The 23,724-nt window shown below is 34.2% G+C and carries 20 protein-coding genes and 1 tRNA gene; 10 read left to right on the top strand and 11 right to left on the bottom strand.

The window, feature by feature from the left end; all coding sequences use genetic code 11:
- The 3 genes from WMO42_RS09820 to WMO42_RS09810 form a co-directional block, all read right to left on the bottom strand.
- Positions 1 to 780 (bottom strand): AAA family ATPase, encoded by a 780-nt coding sequence (locus WMO42_RS09820; protein WP_349192183.1) that lies wholly within the window; start codon positions 778 to 780, stop codon positions 1 to 3.
- Positions 781 to 1,524: 744 nt separating this feature from the next.
- Positions 1,525 to 2,169, bottom strand: a complete 645-nt coding sequence (locus WMO42_RS09815; protein WP_055177360.1) for a response regulator transcription factor — start codon at positions 2,167 to 2,169, stop codon at positions 1,525 to 1,527.
- Between the two features lie 26 nt (positions 2,170 to 2,195).
- Entirely contained in the window at positions 2,196 to 3,185 is a 990-nt protein-coding gene (locus tag WMO42_RS09810) for a sensor histidine kinase (protein ID WP_349192181.1), read from the bottom strand.
- Positions 3,186 to 3,390: 205 nt separating this feature from the next.
- On the opposite strand from WMO42_RS09810, the gene WMO42_RS09805 reads away from it, so the two are divergent.
- Entirely contained in the window at positions 3,391 to 4,344 is a 954-nt protein-coding gene (locus tag WMO42_RS09805) for an alpha/beta fold hydrolase (RefSeq protein WP_055177354.1), read from the top strand.
- Between the two features lie 426 nt (positions 4,345 to 4,770).
- Here WMO42_RS09805 and rsmG read toward each other — a convergent pair whose 3' ends face one another.
- The 8 genes from rsmG to rpmH all read right to left on the bottom strand — a co-directional run bounded on the left by rsmG (position 4,771) and on the right by rpmH (position 12,283).
- Positions 4,771 to 5,490: a 16S rRNA (guanine(527)-N(7))-methyltransferase RsmG gene (rsmG, locus tag WMO42_RS09800; protein WP_349192179.1), complete on the bottom strand. Its 720-nt coding sequence runs from the start codon at positions 5,488 to 5,490 to the stop codon at positions 4,771 to 4,773.
- A 139-nt stretch (positions 5,491 to 5,629) separates the two neighbouring features.
- Positions 5,630 to 7,516 (bottom strand): tRNA uridine-5-carboxymethylaminomethyl(34) synthesis enzyme MnmG, encoded by a 1,887-nt coding sequence (gene mnmG, locus WMO42_RS09795; RefSeq protein WP_022501184.1) that lies wholly within the window; start codon positions 7,514 to 7,516, stop codon positions 5,630 to 5,632.
- Positions 7,517 to 7,650: 134 nt separating this feature from the next.
- Positions 7,651 to 9,024, bottom strand: a complete 1,374-nt coding sequence (gene mnmE / locus WMO42_RS09790; RefSeq protein ID WP_116444301.1) for a tRNA uridine-5-carboxymethylaminomethyl(34) synthesis GTPase MnmE — start codon at positions 9,022 to 9,024, stop codon at positions 7,651 to 7,653.
- Between the two features lie 100 nt (positions 9,025 to 9,124).
- Entirely contained in the window at positions 9,125 to 10,072 is a 948-nt protein-coding gene (jag, locus tag WMO42_RS09785; protein WP_349192177.1) for an RNA-binding cell elongation regulator Jag/EloR, read from the bottom strand.
- A 65-nt stretch (positions 10,073 to 10,137) separates the two neighbouring features.
- A complete protein-coding gene (yidC, locus tag WMO42_RS09780) occupies positions 10,138 to 11,373 on the bottom strand; it encodes a YidC/Oxa1 family membrane protein insertase (RefSeq protein ID WP_055177340.1) in 1,236 nt (411 codons plus the stop codon).
- A gap of 17 nt (positions 11,374 to 11,390) precedes the next feature.
- The gene (yidD, locus tag WMO42_RS09775; RefSeq protein ID WP_055177337.1) at positions 11,391 to 11,636 is read right to left on the bottom strand and encodes a membrane protein insertion efficiency factor YidD; all 246 of its coding nucleotides are present in this window, start codon (positions 11,634 to 11,636) and stop codon (positions 11,391 to 11,393) included.
- Positions 11,637 to 11,642: 6 nt separating this feature from the next.
- The gene (gene rnpA / locus WMO42_RS09770) at positions 11,643 to 11,984 is read right to left on the bottom strand and encodes a ribonuclease P protein component (RefSeq protein ID WP_055177335.1); all 342 of its coding nucleotides are present in this window, start codon (positions 11,982 to 11,984) and stop codon (positions 11,643 to 11,645) included.
- 164 nt (positions 11,985 to 12,148) lie between these two features.
- Positions 12,149 to 12,283 (bottom strand): 50S ribosomal protein L34, encoded by a 135-nt coding sequence (gene rpmH, locus WMO42_RS09765; protein ID WP_022203928.1) that lies wholly within the window; start codon positions 12,281 to 12,283, stop codon positions 12,149 to 12,151.
- Between the two features lie 439 nt (positions 12,284 to 12,722).
- Between rpmH and dnaA the strand changes: the two genes are divergently transcribed.
- The 9 genes from dnaA to WMO42_RS09720 all read left to right on the top strand — a co-directional run bounded on the left by dnaA (position 12,723) and on the right by WMO42_RS09720 (position 23,336).
- Positions 12,723 to 14,075, top strand: coding sequence for a chromosomal replication initiator protein DnaA (dnaA, locus tag WMO42_RS09760; protein ID WP_022501178.1), 1,353 nt, complete (start codon positions 12,723 to 12,725; stop codon positions 14,073 to 14,075).
- Between the two features lie 361 nt (positions 14,076 to 14,436).
- Positions 14,437 to 15,540, top strand: a complete 1,104-nt coding sequence (dnaN, locus tag WMO42_RS09755; RefSeq protein WP_055307002.1) for a DNA polymerase III subunit beta — start codon at positions 14,437 to 14,439, stop codon at positions 15,538 to 15,540.
- A 27-nt stretch (positions 15,541 to 15,567) separates the two neighbouring features.
- Entirely contained in the window at positions 15,568 to 15,786 is a 219-nt protein-coding gene (locus WMO42_RS09750) for an RNA-binding S4 domain-containing protein (RefSeq protein ID WP_022501176.1), read from the top strand.
- 17 nt (positions 15,787 to 15,803) lie between these two features.
- A complete protein-coding gene (gene recF, locus WMO42_RS09745) occupies positions 15,804 to 16,922 on the top strand; it encodes a DNA replication/repair protein RecF (protein WP_022501175.1) in 1,119 nt (372 codons plus the stop codon).
- A gap of 1 nt (position 16,923) precedes the next feature.
- Positions 16,924 to 18,846 (top strand): DNA topoisomerase (ATP-hydrolyzing) subunit B, encoded by a 1,923-nt coding sequence (gene gyrB, locus WMO42_RS09740; RefSeq protein WP_349192175.1) that lies wholly within the window; start codon positions 16,924 to 16,926, stop codon positions 18,844 to 18,846.
- Between the two features lie 45 nt (positions 18,847 to 18,891).
- Complete coding sequence (gyrA, locus tag WMO42_RS09735; protein ID WP_055307003.1) at positions 18,892 to 21,486, top strand: DNA gyrase subunit A; 2,595 nt, start codon at positions 18,892 to 18,894, stop codon at positions 21,484 to 21,486.
- A 121-nt stretch (positions 21,487 to 21,607) separates the two neighbouring features.
- Complete coding sequence (locus WMO42_RS09730) at positions 21,608 to 22,450, top strand: fumarate hydratase (RefSeq protein ID WP_055307004.1); 843 nt, start codon at positions 21,608 to 21,610, stop codon at positions 22,448 to 22,450.
- Positions 22,451 to 22,579: 129 nt separating this feature from the next.
- Complete coding sequence (locus tag WMO42_RS09725) at positions 22,580 to 23,143, top strand: Fe-S-containing hydro-lyase (protein WP_082421671.1); 564 nt, start codon at positions 22,580 to 22,582, stop codon at positions 23,141 to 23,143.
- A 105-nt stretch (positions 23,144 to 23,248) separates the two neighbouring features.
- Positions 23,249 to 23,336, top strand: a tRNA-Ser gene (locus tag WMO42_RS09720).
- Positions 23,337 to 23,724 lie beyond the last annotated feature (388 nt).

Here is a 23,724-nt window from a genome sequence, read left to right as displayed (position 1 = left end):
TTATTTCTCCTTTATTTCTTTATCTCTTTCCATAACTTCCTGTGCCAATAATCTATAACTTTCTGCACCTGTTGATCTTGTATCATATATATTTATTGGCTGTCCATAACTTGGAGCTTCTGCTAATCTTATATTTCTAGGAATAATTGTCTTGTATATATTCTGTTTAAGATTATCCTTGACATTTTCAACAACCTGCAATGAAAGATTAGTTCTTGAGTCATACATTGTAAACACAACACCTTCTAATTCAAGATTTTTATTTAACTTTTTCTTAGCAAGATTAATTGTATAGATTAACTGTGACAAACCTTCAAGTGCATAGTATTCGCATTGTATTGGTACTAACACTGTATCTGCAGCTGTCATTGCATTTACTGTTAGCATACTTAAAGATGGAGGACAGTCCATTATTATATAATCGTAATTTTTTCTTATCTTTGCAACTTCTTCTTTAAGTACATATTCTCTATCTTCAACATCTATAAGGTCAATCTCTGCTCCAGCTAAATTCATATTAGATGGAAGTAAGTCCATATTATCATATACATCTTTAATTATTGCCTCGGATATATCACACTCTCTAAGAATTACATCATATACAGTTTTGTCTGCTTCATTCTTATCCACTCCAACTCCACTTGTTGCGTTACCCTGTGGGTCAATATCTATAAGTAAAACTTTTTGTCCTGCCTCTGCAAGGCAAGCTGTTAAATTAATTGCCGTTGTTGTCTTACCAACACCACCCTTCTGGTTAGCAATTGCTATTACTCTCCCCATAATCAGCCTCCGATTAATAATATAGTGCTTATAATTAATTGATATGTATTCATTATATGTGAAATGCAAGTGTAAAATGTTTCACGTGAAACATAATAAACATTTTGATGTGAAACATTCATTTTAATTAATAGTCACACATCTATAGTTTAATACTCAAACCTATTTTTTTCAATAGATTAACCTCAATATAATCTGCTAATTTATGTATTTTTAATTATGCAACTAATATTGTTTTATAATATTCATACTATAATCAATAAAATGGTACAATATAATATATAAATAGAAAGTATCTAGCTTTCAATCTATATTTTCTTGCACACATTTTCTTGAATACCATTAAAGTTTTTGAATTTTATTTGACAAATATTTTTATTTATTATTTATTATATTACACGTTTTATTACGGTTTACATTATTATTTTCACCAACATGCAATATTTATATAACCATTTAATACAACTCTCCACTCTACTTTACGTCTTGATTTTTTGCAGCTAATACTTTCAAATTCTATATTTCAAGCAATACTTTTATATTTTATAGCTTATACTTTCACAACCTAAACAACAAAAAGCAGGTGATATGTTTCACGTGAAACATATCACCTGCTCCATTAATTAAATCTATCTACTATATTCAATTCATTACGTTATCCTATAATTATTATTATTGTTACTAATGAATTCAACTCCAACAACAAATAATAAGCACTTATCTTTTATATTCAGCACCAATCTATCACTTTAACTTAATAATATCATTTTTAATTGCAAACACTGCCGCCTGCGTTCTATCAGATACATCAATCTTTTTAAATATATTAGAAACGTGATTTTTAACAGTTCTCTCACTTATGCTTAATGTACTTGCTATTTCTTTATTTGATGAACCAGAAGCAATCATTTTAAGTACTTCCACTTCTCGTCTTGTAAGTTCTTTTGATTTGTCTTTCATCAAATCTCTCTCTGCCAAACGTACATTTAGTAATGGAACAAGTGTTGGCTCTATGTATGTCTGTCCTTCGTATACTGTCATAATTGCATTTTTCAATGTATCAAAATCTGAGTCTTTAAGTATATACCCATCACAATTAAAGTCTATAGCCTTAATCAAATATTCAATTTCATTATGAATTGTAAGAACTATAACCTTGCAATCCATTTTCTGAGTTTTAATTATGTTAAGCACCTGAAGTCCGTCAAGATTAGGCATATTAATATCCAGAAGTATTACATCAGGATGTGTCTTATCTGCAAGATTAAGACATTCAAATCCATCTCCAGCCTCTCCTACAACTTTAATATCATCATACATTTCAAGAAGCTGTTTCAAACCTTCTCTAATCATCTTATGATCATCTGCAAGTAAAATATTAACAGACATATTATTTTCTCTCTCCTCAAAAATTATTATTTCAAAGGTATATTAATAACAAACTCTTTCTCATCTTTGTTATAGTTAATACTACCTCTTAGCAGATTAACCCTTTCAACAAGCATTCTTATTCCATAACCTGTATTATTAGATTTAACCTTGCCAATCTGTTCAAAATCGAAACCACATCCATCATCTTTATAACTAATAGTAAGTTTATTATCATCTGTTGCAATATCAATATATATATTATTGCAGTCAGCGTGTTTAAACGAGTTACTGGTTAATTCATTAATTATCCTTAAAGTTGACATACACACAACGTGCGATATATCATCTGTGCAATCTATTGTATAGTGCATAATAATATCCTTATGACTATCATCTAATTTATCAAGAAGATTCATTAATGCCTCGTTAAATCCCAGGTCATCAAGTTCCATAGGTCTTAACTGGTATATAATATTACGTAGCTCATTAATACTTTCTTTGACAATACCCTTTACATTATTCATTTCTATTTTAGCTCTATTCAAATCCCTATCAGCAATCTGAATAGCAAATTCCTGTTTATGAATAAGTGCTGTCAAATTCTGTACGACTGTATCGTGAATATCCCTTGATATTCTCTTTCTGTCAGCCTCCAATAACCACAATATATTGGTACTATCACTGTTATTATCCACATTTTCCATGGTTTCAATATCATTATTGTTGATAACATCCTGCATTTCTTCCATTTTTACGGATAATTGGTTATAATTTTCTTGATATATCTCTTTTTGTTTTAATAAATCATCAATTTTACTCTTTAATAATTCATTCTGATTTCTCTCAAATACCTCATTGCCAAATGATATAAACATATCCTCTGTCTTATCAGTATTGTTGTCTATTAATATTATTTTATCATTAATAGTATTAATCTCTATATCAACGCAATGAATATCATCAGATATTTCTTTTAATTTATTATTTATATTTTCAATCTGTTTACTTAAGTATTCAACAGCCTTCTCTGACATATGTAACACCCGCCTATCAGTTAAATCGGTTAATTTCGAGCTTTTATACAAATTTTAACTTATTTGTCACTAAAAATAAAGCTTTTTATATAATATTCTAGTCCTAAATGGTCATTAATTTGCCTTAATAGGCATATTGTCACATAATTATATATGGATTATAATTATAATATCATAAAATATTAATATGAATGGAGATTAATATATGAATAAATGGCAGAAACTGGGGCTTGCGGTTGGTATGGGAACAGCCGTTGTAACAACCTCACACATTATTAATAAATTTATATTTGAATCAGCAACAATTAATAATTATACCGGCAAAACTGTTAAACACACCTATAGCTGGAAATTTGGCAATATTGCATATTCCACATATGGCAATTACGACAATCCTCCACTCCTCTTAATTCACGATTTGAAGTCTTATAGCTCTGGCTACGAATGGGATAATACAGTCCATTATTTATCCAAGAAACATCATCTGTATGTTGTTGATTTATTAGGTTGTGGACATTCTGATAAACCACAGATAACATATACAACTTATATGTATACACAGCTTTTAAATGATTTTATAACAAATGTAATTGGCAAAAAGACAGATATAATAGCAACCGGCGACTCCGCTCCTATGGTCATAAGTTCAGTATATATCAAGAAAGATTTATATAATAAAATAATTCTTGTAAGTCCTAAGGCTGTATCTAAAGCCAAAGCCGTACCTGGCAGACGTGCTGGCATAAGACGCAGACTTCTTGATATACCTGTAATTGGGACTACTATATACAATATATGTATGCGAAAAGACCGCCTGAATAATATTCTTTCCAAAAATGTATTCGACAACGGAATAGTTCCTGTTGATTACCTTAATGCTTATTATGAAAATGCACATCTTTCTGGAGCTTCAAGCAAATTTCTTTTTGCAAGCACAGAATGCAATTTTACTACTGCCTCAATTGCCAAAGCCGTATCTGATATTGATAACTGCATATATATAATAACTGGCGAGAACAGCAAGGATACTTCTGTATCAGAGTATCTTTATCTTAACCCTGCAATAGAAGTTGTTGAGATTAAGAACAGCAAGAATCTTCCACAGATAGAACAACCTGTAGAATTTGCCAAACAGGCTGATATTTTCCTGGATATGTAAATTGGTGCGTGACACCTATTTTTGATATTTAAGATAATTTCTACTATTGTAGATATCACTCAGTCTGAATTTATGAATATGGTTTAAGTAACCTAAATAATTTCTACTATTGTAAATATGTTTGGCAAGAAAATGAAATTTATGTTTAAGTAACTTAAATAATTTCTGCCATAGATATATAAAAATACCTGCTAAAACAGAAATATACATTAGAACTAATTTCTAACACACCTAACTGTTTTAACAGGTATTTTCATATATAATATTTTATATATAATATCTTATATATAATATGTTATTGAATAAATCAGACATACAATATATTTTATCTCTACAACTTATTACTTAATCAATACTTTGAATAAATCGGACATATGTATTATTCTATATAACAAACTACCACAATAAAATATTATTTTAATTCAATCACCCTATCGGCTCTTTAACAGGTAATCCCGCTTTTCTCGGGAATTTCTTAGGCGTATTCTTAACCTTCTTTATATATACAAGTGACCTCTCAATATCCGTTTCAGGCAATTTGAATTTGTCAACTTTCTCAATCTGCCCTCCAAGTATTAATATAGCTTTCTTAGACTTCTCAAGCTCCTCATCAATCTCACCTGATTTGTATGCAACAAAATATCCACCAACCTTAACAAATGGAAGATTATATTCTGCAAGCACTGATAAATCAGCGACTGCCCTTGATACACTGACATCAAATTGTTCTCTTAATTCTTTAGACTTTCCACCATCCTCAGCTCGTCCGTGAACTGTGCTTATTCCTTTTAAGCCTAACTGTGCGATAACTTCATCAAGGAATTTAATTCTTTTATTAAGAGAATCAAATAGCACAACCTCTGTATCAGGATAAGCTATCTTTAATGGAAGTCCTGGAAATCCTGCCCCTGTTCCCACATCAATAAGCTTAATATTGAGGTTACTTCCATCTATAGGCAGTCTTAATACAAGACTATCAAGGTAATGCTTTAACATAACTTCCTCGTATTCTGTAATTCCCGTTAGATTCATAAAACTATTCCACTCAACTAGAATTTCATAATACTTATCAAGCTGTTCAATCTGTTTATCCGATAATTCTACATTTATGCTCTCTAAATTTCTTTTAAATATAGCACTTGGCATAATTTCTCCTCTAATACACTAACATTTTTTACTATATAATAATTTCTATCATATATATTGATGTTGAGGGAAAAAGCACCAACTATGAGCAAGCCCATATAGTTTTAGACCTTTTGCCCCTGGTATAATATATTTTATATTAATTATTATTTCTTCTATAGCTCTCCAGATACACAAGAAGCACCGATATATCTGCTGGTGATACACCAGATATTCTTGATGCCTGTCCTATTGACCTTGGATTGAACTTATCAAGCTTCTGCATAGCTTCTTTTCTTAATCCATTGATTGCATAATAATCAAGCCCGTCTGGTATTATCTTCTTCTCAAGCTTCTTAAAATGCTCTACCTGACGCATCTGACGGCTTATATAACCTTCATACTTAAGATTAATATTAACCTGCTCCTTAACATCCCAAGGAAGCTCTGTACGGTCTTTATCAATTGGTGCAAGCACTTCATAAGAAAGCTCCGGTCTTTTAATTAATTCTGCAAGAGTAACACCTGTTAAAAGCTCAGTGCTTCCATTTTCTCTTAAAAGGTCCTGAACATTACTGCTGGTTCCTATATTAACAGCCTTTACTCTCTCAATTTCCTCGTCTATAAGCTTAATCTTTAACTGAAGCTTGTCATATCTTTCCTTAGATATAAGTCCGACTTCATAACCATATTTGCTAAGTCTTATATCAGCATTGTCCTGTCTTAATAAAAGCCTGTATTCTGCTCTTGAAGTCATCATTCTGTATGGCTCAAATGATTCCTTAGTTACAAGGTCATCTATAAGCACACCTATATAACTTTCTGAACGGTCAAGTATAAGAGGTTCTTTTCCCTTAACATATAGTGCTGCATTAATACCCGCTATTATCCCCTGTGCTGCAGCTTCCTCATAACCTGAACTTCCATTAAACTGTCCACCTGCAAATAAACCTTTAATCTTCTTGAATTCAAGTGAAGATTTGAGCTGTATTGCACTTATACAATCATATTCAATAGCATAAGCATTACGGACAATTCTTACATTTTCAAGCCCCGGTACGGTTCTATACATTGCATACTGGACGTCCTCTGGCATTGAACTGCTCATTCCGCCAAGATACATTTCATTAGTGTATAAGCCTTCTGGCTCAATGAATACCTGATGTCTGTCCTTATCAGCAAATCTTACTACCTTGTCTTCAATAGATGGACAGTATCTAGGACCTGTTCCCTGTATATCTCCTGAATAAAGAGGTGAACGGTCAATATTATCTTTTATTATCTTATGTGTATCCTCATTAGTGTAAGTAAGCCAGCAGCTTACCTGTTCCTTCTGAACTGACTCAGGGTCTGTTTCAAATGAAAATGGAACTACTCTCTTATCACCAAATTGCTCTGTCATCTTACTAAAATCAACTGAACGCTTATCAACTCTTGCTGGTGTACCTGTCTTAAATCTTCTTATCTCAATTCCATTTTTAATAAGTGAATCTGTTAAATGATTAGCCGCCTGAAGTCCGTTAGGACCTGTATGGTAGCTTACATCGCCGTATATACACCTTGCCTTAAGATATACACCTGTACATAATACAACTGATTCAGCCTCATATACAGCACCCGACACAGTCTTAACGCCCTTTATAACACCGTCCTCAACTATTATCTCAGACACCTCTGCCTGCTTTATATGAAGATGATCTGTATTCTCAAGCACGCATCTCATCCGCCTGCTGTAATCAGACTTATCTGCCTGTGCCCTCAATGAGTGAACTGCCGGGCCTTTTGAGGCATTAAGCATTTTTGACTGAATAAATGTTGCATCTATATTCTTACCCATCTCACCACCGAGAGCGTCTATCTCCCTTACAAGATGTCCTTTAGAACTTCCTCCAATATTAGGATTACAAGGCATCATTGCAATGCTCTCAACACTGACAGTAAATATAATTGTTTCAAGTCCAAGTCTGGCACTTGCAAGAGCTGCCTCGCATCCTGCATGTCCCGCACCAACAACTATTACATCATAAGTTTCTTTAATATTAGGCATAACCTTAACCTTTCTATGTAACTTTTACTACATTTCTTTAATAACTTTACATATATATACTTATATATTTATCAATATCTTTAATATAATTAAATATACTTTATATAATCAATTACACTTTATACAACCTGACACTATTTACCCATACAGAACTTCTCGAATATCCTGTCTGCAAGGTCGTCCTCGACTTCCTCACCAATGATAAGACCAAGCTTCTCATAAGCATTCATCATATCAATAGTTAAAAAATCTTCGCTTACTCCTGCCTCTATTCCACCTTTAACAAGCTTAAGGCTTTCTAACGCCTCTCTTAAAAGATTTTTATGTCTGAGGTTAGTTATATATATTTCTTCGTTAGTTTCTATCTCGCCGTTAAAGAACATATTTTTAATTTCATTTTCCAGATCGTCAATACCAGTTTCTTCTTTAGCTGATACTGATATTACATTACACGACAAATGCTTCAATATATCTTCTTTGGTGACAACCGCCTGTATATCCGATTTATTCAATAATACAAGTACCTTTTTATTCATAATAAGGTCCATAATCTCGTAATCATTATTATCCAGTGGTCTTGAAGCATCTATGACAAATATAATCAAATCTGCCTCTGAGGCATATTTCTTAGCTTTATTAACACCTATATTCTCCACATAATCATCTGTCTTTCTTATTCCCGCTGTATCAATAAGATTAAGCGTAATTCCTGACAGATTAATCTGTTCTTCAAGAACATCTCTTGTTGTTCCCTCTATATCTGTAACTATCGCACGTTCCTCTTTCGCAAGCGCATTTAAAAGGCTTGACTTACCCGCGTTAGTTTTCCCCAATATTACTGTCCTTATTCCATCCCGCATAATACGGCCATTGTCGGAAGTTTTCAACAATTTATCAACCTTATCCACACAGTTATCCACATCTTTTGTCATTTTATCAACATTATCATTAATATCAAAATGTTCTGGATCATCTAATGCAGACTCAATAAATGCTACATTATCAAGTATTACTTCCCTGATAGCTGTGATTTTCTCTGATAATCTTCCGCCTAATTGATTAACTGATGATTTAAGTGCATAATCATTTCTTGCATTAATAATATCTATAACCGCTTCCGCCTGAGATAAATCAATGCGTCCATTAAGAAATGCCCTCTTAGTAAACTCACCAGGCTCAGCAGGTCTTGCACCATTCTTTAACACTGTATCTAATACTTTTCTTGTTACAAGTATTCCTCCGTGACAGTTAATCTCTATCACATCTTCTCTTGTATATGTATTAGGAGCTTTCATTACTGATACAAGCACCTCATCAATCACCTCATCACCATCTTTTATCACGCCATAGTGAATTGTGTGGCTGTCTGCTTTTGATAACTTTTTATTATTCTTAGCTTCAAATATTGTATCTGCAACACTTATTGCATTTTCTCCGCTTATTCTTACTATGCTTATTCCGCCACTAGACATTGTGCTTGTCGATATTGCCGCTATTGTCTGCTCCATACTACATATTCCCTTCTAAATTATCGTAATAATTTCCTGCTATTTAAAAATAAAGATTGCTGTTGTAATAATACCACAGCAATCTTTAAATTAAAACATATTATCTTGAATATCTATTGTTATCTGAGTATCTGTGCTCTGAATATCTGTTATTGCCAGCCTTCTCTCTGTCAAGATATACAACGACGTGTCTGAATGGTTCTTCACCTTCACTCTTTGTAGATACGAACTTATCACCCTGTAATGCTGAGTGAATTATTCTTCTCTCATATGGGTTCATTGGCTCAAGTGCAACTGAGCGTCTGCTTCTCTTAACCTTGTATGCAATATTCTTTGCAAGTGATTCAAGAGTATCTTTTCTTCTCTGTCTGTAATTCTCTGTATCAACCTTAATTCTTACATACTTTTCTTTACCCTTGTTAAGTACAAGACTTGTAAGATACTGGATTGAGTCAAGTGTCTGTCCTCTCTTACCGATAAGAAGTCCCATATTCTCGCCAATAAGTTCAACATTGACACATTCTTCTTCTGTATCGAATGTTATCTTTACTTCAACCGGAATATCCATTGCACTGAACATATCACCAAGAAATGTTCTTATTCTTGATTCGATTTCTTCATTAGATAATACTGGTCTTGGTTCATTGTTGTTAGCTTTTTCTTCTAAATCTTCTTCACTGGCATTAACTGCCTGTGTTGCACTTACCTTTGAATTATCTGCCTTAGGAGCTGTTTCTTTCTTAACAGCCTTTTCTGTCTCTTTAACAACTTCTTTCTTAGATTCGACCTTAATCTCACTCTTGATTGTGTCATCAATTGACTTCTTTTCTTTAGCTTCTAACTTGCTAAATTCATCATCTACTGAACCTACACCAGCCTTAACTCTTGCCTTAATCTTTGTTGGCTTTGAATTAAAAATACCGAATAAACCGTTGCTTCCTTTTTCAATAACTTCATATTCAATGTTATCGCTTGTTGTTTCAAGCTTAAGACACGCATTAGTAAGTGCGTCATCTATTGTCCTACCTGTAACTTCAATATATTCCATTGTTTTGCCCTCACTATCTAATTATAAAATATTGTCTGTTACTTTTTTAATCTGCTCTGTATACACTAATTCTTCTTGCCGCCATTCTTAGTATTCTTCTCATTATACTTGGCAACCATTCCAGCCTTTTCTGCAAGGCTTCCTGGCTTAGCTGTCTTATAATACTTAGATGATTCTTTTATTTCCTGAACCTTCTTTTCATTCTCAGCCTTAATCTGCTCTAAAGACTTTACAGCCTTTTCTCTGCTGGCAGACATATTCTTAGTGCTTGTTGTAGCATTTTTAGCTATCTTTTCTGGTGGAAGACCCTTCTTCGCACGCTTCTTATTACGCTTTTCTACATTACGTTTTACAATCTCGTCCGCACCAAGCTTGTCATAGTAACGATTGATAAATACAGTAATAATTGTCTGAACAACTGCTGTAGCTATCCAGTAAAGACCAAGACCTGCTGGTACTGAAATTGCGATAAATGCTGACATCAATGGCATAATGTACATTGTCATCTTCATTGATGCTGCCATTGGGTTATCGTCATCAACTTCTGTATTCTGTCCAGACTGAGCAACCTTTACACTTATGAACTGTGTTACACCAGCAAGGATAGGTATAAGGATTGCAAGTGTAAATCCAAATCCTGGTTCCTGTGACATATTAATACCCAAAAATGTATTCATATGTTCAAGACTTGAGTGGCTGTTAGCTATTGTATCGCTAAATGCAGGGAAAGCATTTCTTAAAGCTTCCCACTTATCAGCACTGAACTTATTAATCTCTGTGATTGCTGTATCAACATTAGTCCAGTCTATATTCTCACCGAACTGCTTCATAGTATCTGCATAACCATCAACAGCCATAATACCGCCGTTATCTTTAAGAAATGCTATAAATAAGTTCTTTAACTGTGAAATATAAAGAGGGATAAATCTGAATACCTGGTATAATGCCAAAAGGATAGGCATCTGTATAAGCATCTGTACGCATCCACCCATCTGTGAAACGCCATACTTCTCATATACAGCCTTAGTCTCTTCCTGCATCTTCATCATTGCATTCTGATCATCTCTTTTGTCCTTATATTTGGCATTAATTGCCTTAATTTCCGGACTCATTACTGCATTAAGCTTAGTAAGCTTCTGCTGTTTAATACTAAGTGGAAGCATACAAAGCTTAACAATAATTGTAAATAATACGATTGCAACAGCTACATTTCCAATGTGTAAAAAGCTCAAAGCTTCAAATAAAAGGTTAAATATATAACCTAACACCTTAGCTATTGGCATAATAATTGCATTAAACAAATCGAACCTCCTGGTTATTAATGTAATCTTTTTCTTTTATATTTACCAATAGGTACAGGATCAAATCCTCCCTTATGAAAAGGATTACATCTTAATATTCTTTTAAATGCCAACCATCCACCTAATATAACTCCATACATATCTATAGCTTCTACTGCATACTGGGAACACGAAGGAACATAATTACAGTAACTTCTTCCTTTATATGGCGACAGCACCAGTTGATAAAATCTAATAAGTTTAATAACTATCTTCTTTCCCATTATAATCTACCTATACATATTATGAAGCTTTAAAAGATGAATCATTGATTTACAAGTTTCTGTATAACCCTTGTCTTTAAGACCAGCCTTGACAACAACTACTACATCTATGCCATCAGGTATATGATTAGTGTTAAGCCTGAAGGCTTCTCTTACTAATCTGGCCAGTCTGTGTCGGACAATACTATTCCCGACTTTCTTGCTCACAGATACACCGAGTCTTTTCGTATCCGTTCCGTTCTTGCTGATATACATAATTAACTCTCTGTTTGCGTAAGAGTTTCTTTTGTTGTATACCTTTTTAAAATCTTCATTTTTCTTCAATGTTTCAAAATCTTTGTACTTCATAAACACTCCACCATATAATTATTTGTTTAAATTAAATTCTGGTTAATCTTCAATAAATGAATTATTTCTAATAAATAACTCATTTAAGCAATTCATTTACAATAAATATAATAATAAAGAAAAAAGCAGATGAATACTGACGTACTCATCTGCTGTAAAATCAATTAAGCTGAAAGTCTCTTTCTTCCCTTTGCTCTTCTTGCTGCTAAAACTTTTCTTCCACCTGGAGTACTCATTCTTGATCTAAAACCGTGAACCTTAGATCTCTGTCTTGTCTTAGGCTGAAATGTCATCTTCATAATCTATGCACCTCCTTCACTACCATTATTATATATGGTAAGAATATTCTTCAAGTTTCAATGTGCTTAAGCACTTTTTTTTAAAACATCGTTCTAATTATATTCGCAATATATAGCAAAGTCAAGCAAAACATAACTTTTTTTGACGTTTTTTTAATCATGTGGATTTATACACAGATATCAACAGCTTATACCGAGTTATCAACATATTGTGCAAAACTTGTGCATAACTCTCATGGATATTGTGGTTAACTCTATAATTTTCTTGACAAATTGCGTATTTTCGACATTTTTCAACTGCATAAACTTATACACAGCATGTTTACAATACCTTATTTTTTAAAAGTTATCCACAATTCTGTTGAAAAAAACACTTAAATGCTTTATGATTATAAAGGAATGTTGTAATCATTCTAATACTGCCAGAAAGGCGAATAATATGAACGAAATTATTAATAACTGGGATTTAATTCTTAACACCTTTAAGAACGAATGTGATATACAGAACCTTTCTTTTACAACATTTATTAAGCCGCTTCAGGTTATTTCAGTCAGTGATAATGAAATAACTCTTCTTTCAGACACACAGATGTCTGCTAACTATGTTGAAAAAAGGTATCTTAAATTTCTCGAAGTAACCATTAGTGAGATTATGAAAAAAGATTATAAATTAAGAATTATTTCAGAAGATACTTTAAATGAAGAAACTGCTAAAAAGACAGCACAGGAGAGTTCTCCTAATAAGAATATTTCTCTTAATCTTAATCCTAACTACACATTTGAAACATTCGTAGTAGGTAATAACAATAACCTTGCCCATGCGGCGTCTTTAGCTGTTGCTGAATCACCGGGGGAAGTATATAACCCTCTGTTTATATATGGAGGTGTTGGACTTGGTAAGACGCATCTTATGCAGGCAATAGCACATTTTATAATAGAAAACAATCCTTCCAAGAAGGTGTTGTATGTAACAAGTGAAACATTTACTAACGAACTTATTGATGCAATCCGTAATAAAGAGAATGCAGAAAAAGGCAATGCTGCATTCAGAAACCGTTACCGTAATATAGATGTTCTTCTTATTGATGATATACAGTTCATTATAGGTAAGGAATCTACTCAGGAGGAGTTCTTCCATACTTTTAATTCCCTTTATCAGGACGGCAAGCAGATTGTTATATCTTCTGATAAGCCACCTAAGGAAATGGAAACTCTCTCCGAAAGATTAAGAACACGATTTGAAATGGGACTTCCTGTCGATATACAGATCCCTACATATGAAACTAAGATGGCTATTATTAATAGGAAAGCAGAGATTTCAGGACTTGATATTCCATATGAAGTTTCTGATTATGTAGCTACCCATATCAAGTCAAGTATCAGGGAGCTTGAAGGTGCATTAACTAAACTTTCAGCATTTTCTAAGCTTTCACATACGCCTATAACTGTGGAATTTGCAGAACAGACATTAAAGGATCTTATCTCACCTGATGCGAAAAAAGAGATAACCCCTGAACTTATTATCCAGACGGTTGCAGACCATTTTAATGTCAAATATGATGACCTTTTATCATCTAAGCGTACAGCTGACATTGTTCATCCACGCCAGATTGCTATGTATCTGTGCCGTCAGATGACCACAGCTCCACTTCAGGCAGTTGGTAAGGCTCTCGGTAACCGTGACCATACAACAGTTATCCACGGAGCTGAAAAGATAGCTCAGGAAGTTGTCAAGAATGATTCTATGCGCAATACCATAGATATTATCATTAAAAAGATAAATCCTTCATGAGTTATTAACAGTTGTACACCTGTATTTGCATAGTTATCCACATGGTTATCAACATATTGTGGATTTATCCACATATTATTATTGATATGTTGTTTATAGCCTGTGCTTTTTATGTTGATTAAATTTAATAACTTTTTTTTGAATTTTTCATTTTATTTTTTATCAACATTTTTTTATTGTTTTTAACACGCAATACAGTTACTAATAACTTGGTTATCCTATGGTGTAATGCTGATATTTACTGGGTTTGTATGACTTTTTAACATATTCACAGCCCCTACTATAACTACTACTGAATTATATATATTTATATATGTGCCTGTTATTAACTTTACGGCACCGAAAGGAGTTTTGAACAATTATGAAACTTGTATTTTCTAAGAGTGATTTGAATAAGGCAGTTGGTATTGTAATGAAAGCCGTTCCTACAAGAACAACTATGAACATTCTTGAATGTATTCTTATTGATGCTACTACTAACGTTATTAAATTTACTGGTAACGATATGGAACTTGGTATAGAAACTATCGTTGAAGGCGAGATTATAGAAAAAGGTAAAGTTGCTATTGATGCTAAGCTATTTTCTGAAATCGTAAGAAAACTTCCAGATAGTGAGATTACTATTACTACAGATGCTAATTACACATCTTTAATTACCTGTGAGAAGAGTAAATTTAATATTGCCGGTAAATCCGGAGATGATTTTTCTTATTTACCTATCATAGAGAAAGATAAAATGATAACTATTTCCCAGTTTAATTTAAGAGAAGTAATTAATCAGACTATTTTCTCTACTGCACCTAACGACAACAACAAGATGATGACAGGTGAACTTTTTGAAGTATCTGATAATGTACTTAAAGTTGTAGGTCTTGATGGACACCGTATCGCTATTAGAAACTTCAATCTTGAAGGACGTGCAGATGACGTTAAAGTAGTTGTTCCTGGCAAGACTTTACAGGAAATTAGTAAGATATTATCTACTGATGCAGAAAATATGGTAAATGTATACTTTACTAATAACCACATTTTATTTGAATTCGATAATACAACTGTTGTATCACGTCTTATTGAAGGAGAATATTTTAAGATTAACCAGATGCTTTCAAGCGATTATGGTACTAAGGTCGTTATCAATAAGAAAGAATTTATTGATTCAATAGACAGAGCTAATCTTCTTATTAAGGAGGGCGAGAAGAAGCCTATTATCATTAATATTACAGATGGCTCATTAGAGGTTAATGTTAATTCAGCAATCGGTACTCTTAACGAAGATATTGATATTGAGAAAGAGGGTAAGGATCTAATGATTGGATTTAATCCTAAGTTCCTCTTAGATGCTTTAAGAGTTATTGATGATGAAACAGTTGATATTTATCTTGTTAATCCTAAAGCACCTTGCTTTATAAGAGATAAAGAACAGTCTTATATATATTTAATACTTCCAGTAAACTTTACAGCTTAATGGTAAATATTAGAAATGGAGCGTATTATGGAAGAAATAACAATCAGAAATGGTGATGAATTCATCAAATTAGGACAGGCAATTAAAGCCGCAGGCTTTGTTGAGTCTGGAGTTGAAGCCAAGATAGTCATTCAGGACGGACTTGTTAAAGTGAACGGAAAGGTCGAGACACAGAGAGGCAAAAAGCTTGTTGGCGGCGAAATAGTAGAATTTGAGGGCAATAAGCTTCTAATTAAAAATAATTAATAACAGCAGGTGTAATTGTGATAATAGAGTCTCTTGATTTAAAAAATTACCGTAATTATGATATTTTGAATATGAATTTTGATAAAAATGTCAATATTATATATGGCGATAACGCACAGGGTAAGACTAATATTTTAGAATCTATATATTTCTGTGCGACTTCTAAGTCACACAGGGGAAGCAAAGATAAAGATATAGTCAAATTCGGAGAGTCTGAGTCACATATTAAAGCTAATGTAATTAAGAATGATATAAGTTACCGTATTGATATGCACTTAAAGAGCAATAAGCCAAAAGGTATAGCTGTTAATGGAATACCTATAAAGAAAGCTGTTGATTTATTTGGTATAATTAATGTTGTGCTTTTTTCGCCTGAGGATCTTAACATTATTAAGGACGGACCTTCGCAGAGAAGACGTTTTATGGATATGGAGTTAAGCCAGCTTAATAAAATATATCTTAGTAATCTTGTTAATTTTAATAAAGTACTTGGACAGCGAAATAAATTATTAAAAGAACTGGCATTTAATCCGTCAGAGGAGATGATAAGCTCACTTGATATATGGGATATGCAGTTTGAGCGATATGGTAAATGTATCATAGAAGGCAGAAAAAAGTTCATAAGGGAACTTAATCTTATTATTAGCGAAATACATTCAAAGCTTACAGGTGGAAGTGAAAAGCTTGTTGTAGAGTATGTGCCATTTGTCAATGAAGATGAATTAGGCAGTGCTTTATCAGAGTATCGCAAGAAGGATATTAAGTATAAATGTTCCTGTGCAGGGCCGCACAAAGATGACCTTGTATTTAACATTAACGGAAAAGATGTCAGGAAATACGGTTCTCAGGGACAACAGCGTACAGCAGCTTTATCACTTAAGTTATCAGAGATAGAGCTTGTCAAGAAGATTATTAAGGACAAACCTATATTACTGTTAGATGATGTATTGTCTGAGCTTGACAGTAACAGGCAGAATTTTCTGCTTAACAGCATAGGAGATATACAGACAATAGTCACCTGTACAGGATTGGACGAATTTATTAATAATAGAATTAATATTAATAAAGTATTTAAAGTAACTAATGGAACAGTAAGTCACATAATGTGCGGCGATGAGGCTGCAGAAATGAGGTAATATGGCAGAGCAGAATTATGGTGGAGATCAGATTCAGATATTAAAGGGTCTTGAAGCCGTTAGAAAAAGACCTGGTATGTACATAGGAAGTACATCTGCAAGAGGATTACACCATCTTGTTTATGAAATAGTAGATAATGCGGTAGATGAGGCACTTGCAGGATACTGTAATGTTATTAAGGTATTTATTAATAAAGACAATTCAATAACGGTTACAGATAATGGCAGAGGAGTACCTGTAGATATCAACCACGAAACAGGAAAGCCTGCCATTGAAGTTGTATACACTATGCTTCACGCCGGTGGTAAGTTCGGTGGTGGAGGATACAAGGTATCTGGTGGTCTTCACGGTGTTGGTGCATCAGTAGTTAACGCATTGTCAGAATGGATGGAAGTTGAAGTTAAGAGAAATGGACATATATATGAACAGCGCTATGAAAGAGGCAATGTATGCTTTGATTTAAGAGTTGTCGGTGATTGTCCAGCAGAGCAGACAGGAACAAAGGTTACATTTTTACCTGATAAAGAAATCTTTCAGGAAACAACAATATTTGAATACGATGTGTTAAAGCACAGATTAAGAGAGATGGCATTCCTAACTAAAGGAATTAAGATTGTTCTTACTGACTTAAGAGAAGGTATTGAACAGGAAGAAACTTTCCATTATGAGGGTGGTATCAAGGAATTTGTTGAGTATATCAACAAGAGCAAAGAGCCTCTCTATAGTCAGGTTATATACTGTGAGGGTGTTAAGGATAACGTACAGGTAGAAGTAGCATTCCAGCATAATGACGGCTTTAACGAGGTTGTAGACACATTTGTTAATAATATAAAGACACCTGATGGTGGTACACATCTTGCTGGTTTTAGAAATGCTATGACTAAGACTTTCAACGATTATGCAAGAAAGAATAAGATATTAAAAGACAGCGACCAGAGCCTTTCAGGTGATGATATAAGAGAGGGACTTACAGCAATTGTAAGTGTCAAGATTGAAGACCCTCAGTTTGAAGGACAGACTAAGCAGAAGCTTGGTAATACTATAGCAAGAAGTGCCGTTGACAGCATTGTTTCAGAACAGCTTGGCATATTCTTAGAGCAGAATCCATCAGTAGCCAAGTCTATATGTGAGAAGTCACTTCTTGCACAAAGAGCAAGAGAGGCTGCAAGAAAAGCAAGAGATCTTACAAGAAGAAAGACAGCACTTGAGAGTACATCACTTCCAGGAAAGCTTGCAGATTGTACAGATAAGAACCCTGAGAACTGCGAGATATACATCGTTGAGGGTGATTCAGCCGGTGGTTCAGCTAAGACAGCAAGAAGCCGTGCAACACAGGCAATCCTTCCACTTAGAGGTAAGATTTTAAATGTTGAGAAGGCAAGACTTGACAGAATATTAGGCAACGAAGAGATAAAGGCTATGATAACAGCCTTTGGTACAGGCATACACGAAGATTTTGATATAAGCAAATTAAGATATCATAAGATTATTATTATGACAGATGCCGATGTTGATGGTGCTCATATCGCAACACTGCTTCTTACATTCTTCTACAGATTTATGCCTGAGCTTATAAGACAGGGACATGTATACCTTGCACAGCCACCACTTTACAAGGTTGAGAAGAACAAGAAGGTATGGTATGCCTACAGTGATGAAGAACTTAATAATATTATGCTTGAAATCGGACGTGACCAGAACAACAAGGTTCAGCGTTACAAGGGATTAGGTGAAATGGATGCTGAACAGCTCTGGGATACAACTATGGATCCTCATAAGAGAATATTATTAAGAGTAGATATGAAAGAGGATGACGAGGCAGACCTTGATGTTACATTCTCAACACTTATGGGTGATAAGGTAGAACCAAGACGAGAATTTATAGAAACTAATGCCAAATATGTTAAAAATCTCGATATTTAGGCAGAATAATATTTACTATATGTGTTAAAGAAAGGAAATATATTAATGGATGAACATATCTTTGATAAAGTTCAGGAAGTAGATATGCAAAAGACTATGAAAGATTATTACATAGACTATGCGATGAGCGTTATAGCTTCAAGAGCATTGCCTGATGTAAGAGATGGTCTTAAGCCGGTTCAGAGAAGAATATTGTATTCTATGGTTGAACTTAACAATGGTCCTGATAAGCCACATAGAAAGTGTGCCCGTATCGTAGGTGATACAATGGGTAAATACCACCCACATGGTGATTCATCAATATATGAAGCACTTGTTAAGCTTGCCCAGGATTTTAATACAAGATATCCACTTGTTGATGGACATGGTAACTTTGGTTCTGTCGATGGAGATGGAGCTGCTGCGATGCGATATACAGAAGCTAGACTTAGCAGAATTTCTATGGAGATGACAGCAGATCTTAACAAAGACACAGTAGATTTTATACCTAACTTTGATGAAACAGAGAAAGAACCTACAGTTCTTCCATCAAGATATCCTAACCTTTTAGTTAATGGAACATCAGGTATAGCTGTTGGTATGGCTACTAATATTCCACCACATAACTTAAGGGAAGTAATAGGTGCAGTAGTTAAGATAATTGATAATAAGATAGAGAATAACAGAGATACTTCGCTAGAGGAGATATTAGAGATTGTCAAAGGTCCTGATTTCCCTACTGGCGGAACAATTATAGGAAAGACAGCAATAGAGGAAGCTTACAGAACAGGAAGAGCCAAGATTAAGGTAAGAGCGGTTACTAACATTGAGCCTATGACTAATGGAAAGAACAGAATTGTTGTTACAGAACTTCCATATATGGTTAATAAGGCAAGACTTATTGAGAAGATTGCTGAGCTTGTAAGAGATAAGAGAATTGACGGAATTACAGATTTAAGAGATGAGTCAGACAGAGAGGGTATGAGAATAGCTATAGAGTTAAGAAGAGATGTTAATCCTAATATTATTCTTAATCAGTTATATAAGCATACACAGCTTCAGGATACATTTGGCGTTATTATGCTTGCCCTGGTAGATAACCAGCCTAAGGTGCTTAATCTTTACGAGATGCTTAAATATTACCTTATGCATCAGGAAGATGTTGTTACAAGAAGAACAAAATACGACCTTAACAAAGCTGAGGAGAGAGCTCACATATTAGAAGGTTTAATAATTGCACTTGATAATATCGACAGGGTAATCTCAATAATCAGAGGTTCGGAAAATGTCCAGACAGCCAGGGAAAGCCTGATGAAAGAGTTCAATCTCACAGAGGCACAGTCACAGGCTATCGTAGATATGAGACTCCGTGCCCTGACAGGTCTGGAAAGAAGCAAGATAGAAGCAGAACTTGCTGAATTACAGAAGAAGATTGATGAGTATAAGGCAATCCTTGCTGATAAGAATAAGCTTCTTACAGTTATTAAGACAGAGATATCAATAATAGCAGACAAATACGGAGATGACAGAAGAACATCTATAGGATTTGATGAGTATGATATTTCTATGGAGGATCTTATACCAGATGAGCCTTGTGTTATTGCACGTACTAATATGGGATATGTAAAGAGAATGACACCGGATAATTTCAAGAGCCAGCACAGAGGTGGCAAGGGAATTAAAGGTATGCAGACACTTGAAGAAGATTACATTGAAGATTTGTTTATGACAACATCACACTATGTACTTACATTTTTCACTAATACAGGACGAGCATATAAGTTAAAGGCTTATGAAATCCCAGAAGCAGGAAGAACCTCCAGAGGAACAGCTATAATCAACCTGTTACAGCTTGCACCGGGCGAAACTATAACAGCAGTCGTTCCAGTTAAGATAGAAGACATCAAAGATGACGATTATCTGTTTATGGCGACTAAAAATGGTATAGTTAAGAAGACACCTTGCAAAGAATTTGCCAACATAAGAAAGAATGGAATTCAGGCAATGACTTTAAGAGATGATGATGAGCTTATTGAAGTTAAACTTACTGATGATACAACAGAAGTTATGATGGTAACTAAGCTTGGTATGTGCATAAGATTTAAGGCAACAGACGTAAGACCTACAGGAAGGTCAGCTATGGGTGTCATAGGTATGAATCTTATGGATACAGATGAAGTGGTAGGAGTACAGCTTAATAATCAGGGTAATACTATGCTTATCGTATCTGAGAATGGTATGGGTAAGAAGACTGATATTAATGAGTATGCAGTACAGCATCGTGGTGGCAAAGGTGTTAAATGTTACAAGATAACAGAAAAGACAGGTAATGTTATAGGTGCTAAGGCTGTAGACGATACAAGAGAAGTAATGCTTATTACAACTGAGGGAATTATAATCAGACTTGCATGCAGGGATATATCTACATTAGGAAGAATAACATCAGGAGTTAAGCTTATTAATCTTGATGAGGGTGTAAAAGTTGCTACAGTTTCCAAAGTAAGAAAGAACCCATCTGATGAGAATGGCAGTGAAGCCAGTGATGAAAATGGTTATTCTGAAGAAAATATTGCAACAGATACACAAGAAGATGCTGTGGACATACAGGATAAATCAATTTACAGATTACTAGACGCGGCAGAAAAAGACCAGCAGCAATAATATAATTATAAATAATATAGTTATAAATAATATTAATTATAATTAAGAGCCATCAGTTGTATACAATTACAATTGGTGGCTTTTGCCTATTCAGACCAATTATTAAGAGGAGAATGTGGATATGAGAGAGTTAAATGTGGATATAATCACACAGAACATTAAAGAAATGTGTATAGAAGCCAATCATTTTTTGACAGATGATATGAAAAATGTATTTAAAAATGCAGTTGCCACAGAAGAATCACCATTAGGAAAGAAGGTTCTTAACCAGCTCAATGAGAATCTTGATATAGCAGGCAATGATATGATTCCTATATGTCAGGATACAGGAATGGCAGTTATATTTATAAATGTCGGACAGGAAGTACATTTTACTAATGGTAATATAACAGATGCCATTAACGAAGGAGTACGTCAGGGATATGTTGACGGATATTTAAGAAAGTCAGTAGTATCAGACCCTATTATAAGAGAGAATACCAAAGACAACACACCGGCAGTTATTCATTACAATATTGTACAAGGTGATAAGGTAGATATTACTGTTGCACCTAAGGGCTTTGGAAGTGAGAATATGAGCAGGGTATTTATGTTAAAGCCTGCTGACGGAATAGAAGGTGTTAAGGAAGCTATATTAACAGCAGTAAAAGATGCAGGTCCTAACGCTTGTCCTCCTATGGTAGTAGGAGTTGGAATTGGTGGTACATTTGAACAGTGTGCACTTCTTGCAAAGAAAGCACTTACAAGAAATGTAGAAGAACCTTCACCAGTACCATATGTCAATGAACTTGAGAAGGAAATGCTTGAAAAGATTAACAAGTTAGGAATAGGACCGGGTGGACTTGGCGGCACACAGACAGCACTTGCCATAAATATAGAAACATACCCAACACATATAGCTGGTCTTCCAGTAGCAGTTAATATGTGCTGTCACGTAAACAGACACGCACATAGGGTAATATAATAGCTTATATAACAATATATATAATAGATGTAAGGCACATCTAAAAGGTAGAAGTATTATTTTATGCAGGCATAGACATATTTTGACATTGTGAGCCTTACATCGTATATAAAGACTAATATAACAGAAATGAGGATTAATATGGATAAATATATTAATGCACCAATAAGTGATGAAGATGCAAGAAGTCTTAAATCGGGAGATTATGTATATATAACAGGAACTATCTATACAGCAAGAGATGCAGCTCATAAGAGAATGGCAGAGGCTCTTGAAAGAAAAGAGCAGCTTCCAATAGATATGAAGAATAACATAATATATTATATGGGACCATCACCAGCCAGAGAACAAAGACCAATAGGTTCAGCAGGTCCAACAACTGCAAGTCGTATGGATAAATATGCACCAGACCTTTTAGACCTTGGACTTAAGGGAATGATAGGCAAAGGCAAAAGAAGCAAGGCAGTAATAGATGCAATTGTAAGAAATGGGGCAGTATACTTTGCGGCAGTTGGCGGAGCGGGTGCTATCCTTTCCAAATGTATTAAGAAATCAACAGTTATTGCATATGATGACCTTGGAACAGAGGCAATAAGAGAACTGGAGGTTGAGAATTTCCCTGTTGTCGTAGTAATAGACAGCGAAGGTAATAACTTATATGAAACAGCAATTAAAGAATATAGAAAAGAATAATAAAAAATGTATTGACAACAATAATATGCTCTGCTATAATCAGCTATGCGATTGACGCGTGAGTACGTCAAAGCATAATTTCATAATCGTTTATATATGGAATCTGGAGAAATACTCAAGAGGCTGAAGAGGCGCCCCTGCTAAGGGTGTAGGTCGGGCAACCGGCGCGAGGGTTCAAATCCCTCTTTCTCCGCTTGGCAGGATCAAGCTCACAACCATATGGTTGCGAGCTTTTTCTATGGGATTTCTTAAGCTGGTTATGAAAAGTTATTTACTTAAAGCTTCGCAAGGTTAATATTTAACCAGAAGCGTTAATGCAGTTTACATTATCTTTATTGAATGTTTTTGATGGACTTGATTGTTTGCAATCAGAGCATTGATATGAAGAATGAGTGAGTTTTAAATTATTTTTACAACAATTTAAAATAAAATTCAAAAAAATGTAAAAAAGTGTTGACAAAGTAAATAACAAGTGATATTATAATCAAGTCGCCACGAGAGATGAGCGACACAAAAGCTTCTCAAACATAGATAAATACTGAGTTTGAAAGCAATGAACTTTGATAACTGAACAGAAAGAC

Source organism: Lachnospira sp. CLA-JM-H23 (assembly GCF_040096425.1).
Classification (GTDB): domain Bacteria; phylum Bacillota; class Clostridia; order Lachnospirales; family Lachnospiraceae; genus Lachnospira; species Lachnospira rogosae.
Note: the sequence above shows the minus strand (reverse complement) of the source record. Positions and strands in the feature narration are given on the sequence as shown.

Coding starts and splice junctions, on each gene's coding strand:
- WMO42_RS09820 (WP_349192183.1), bottom strand. CDS start 780: ATGGGGAGAGTAATAGCAATTGCTAACCAGAAGGGTGGTGTTGGTAAG.
- WMO42_RS09815 (WP_055177360.1), bottom strand. CDS start 2,169: ATGTCTGTTAATATTTTACTTGCAGATGATCATAAGATGATTAGAGAA.
- WMO42_RS09810 (WP_349192181.1), bottom strand. CDS start 3,185: ATGTCAGAGAAGGCTGTTGAATACTTAAGTAAACAGATTGAAAATATA.
- WMO42_RS09805 (WP_055177354.1), top strand. CDS start 3,391: ATGAATAAATGGCAGAAACTGGGGCTTGCGGTTGGTATGGGAACAGCC.
- rsmG (WP_349192179.1), bottom strand. CDS start 5,490: ATGCCAAGTGCTATATTTAAAAGAAATTTAGAGAGCATAAATGTAGAA.
- mnmG (WP_022501184.1), bottom strand. CDS start 7,516: ATGCCTAATATTAAAGAAACTTATGATGTAATAGTTGTTGGTGCGGGA.
- mnmE (WP_116444301.1), bottom strand. CDS start 9,024: ATGGAGCAGACAATAGCGGCAATATCGACAAGCACAATGTCTAGTGGC.
- jag (WP_349192177.1), bottom strand. CDS start 10,072: ATGGAATATATTGAAGTTACAGGTAGGACAATAGATGACGCACTTACT.
- yidD (WP_055177337.1), bottom strand. CDS start 11,636: ATGGGAAAGAAGATAGTTATTAAACTTATTAGATTTTATCAACTGGTG.
- rnpA (WP_055177335.1), bottom strand. CDS start 11,984: ATGAAGTACAAAGATTTTGAAACATTGAAGAAAAATGAAGATTTTAAA.
- rpmH (WP_022203928.1), bottom strand. CDS start 12,283: ATGAAGATGACATTTCAGCCTAAGACAAGACAGAGATCTAAGGTTCAC.
- dnaA (WP_022501178.1), top strand. CDS start 12,723: ATGAACGAAATTATTAATAACTGGGATTTAATTCTTAACACCTTTAAG.
- dnaN (WP_055307002.1), top strand. CDS start 14,437: ATGAAACTTGTATTTTCTAAGAGTGATTTGAATAAGGCAGTTGGTATT.
- WMO42_RS09750 (WP_022501176.1), top strand. CDS start 15,568: ATGGAAGAAATAACAATCAGAAATGGTGATGAATTCATCAAATTAGGA.
- gyrB (WP_349192175.1), top strand. CDS start 16,924: ATGGCAGAGCAGAATTATGGTGGAGATCAGATTCAGATATTAAAGGGT.
- gyrA (WP_055307003.1), top strand. CDS start 18,892: ATGGATGAACATATCTTTGATAAAGTTCAGGAAGTAGATATGCAAAAG.
- WMO42_RS09730 (WP_055307004.1), top strand. CDS start 21,608: ATGAGAGAGTTAAATGTGGATATAATCACACAGAACATTAAAGAAATG.
- WMO42_RS09725 (WP_082421671.1), top strand. CDS start 22,580: ATGAGGATTAATATGGATAAATATATTAATGCACCAATAAGTGATGAA.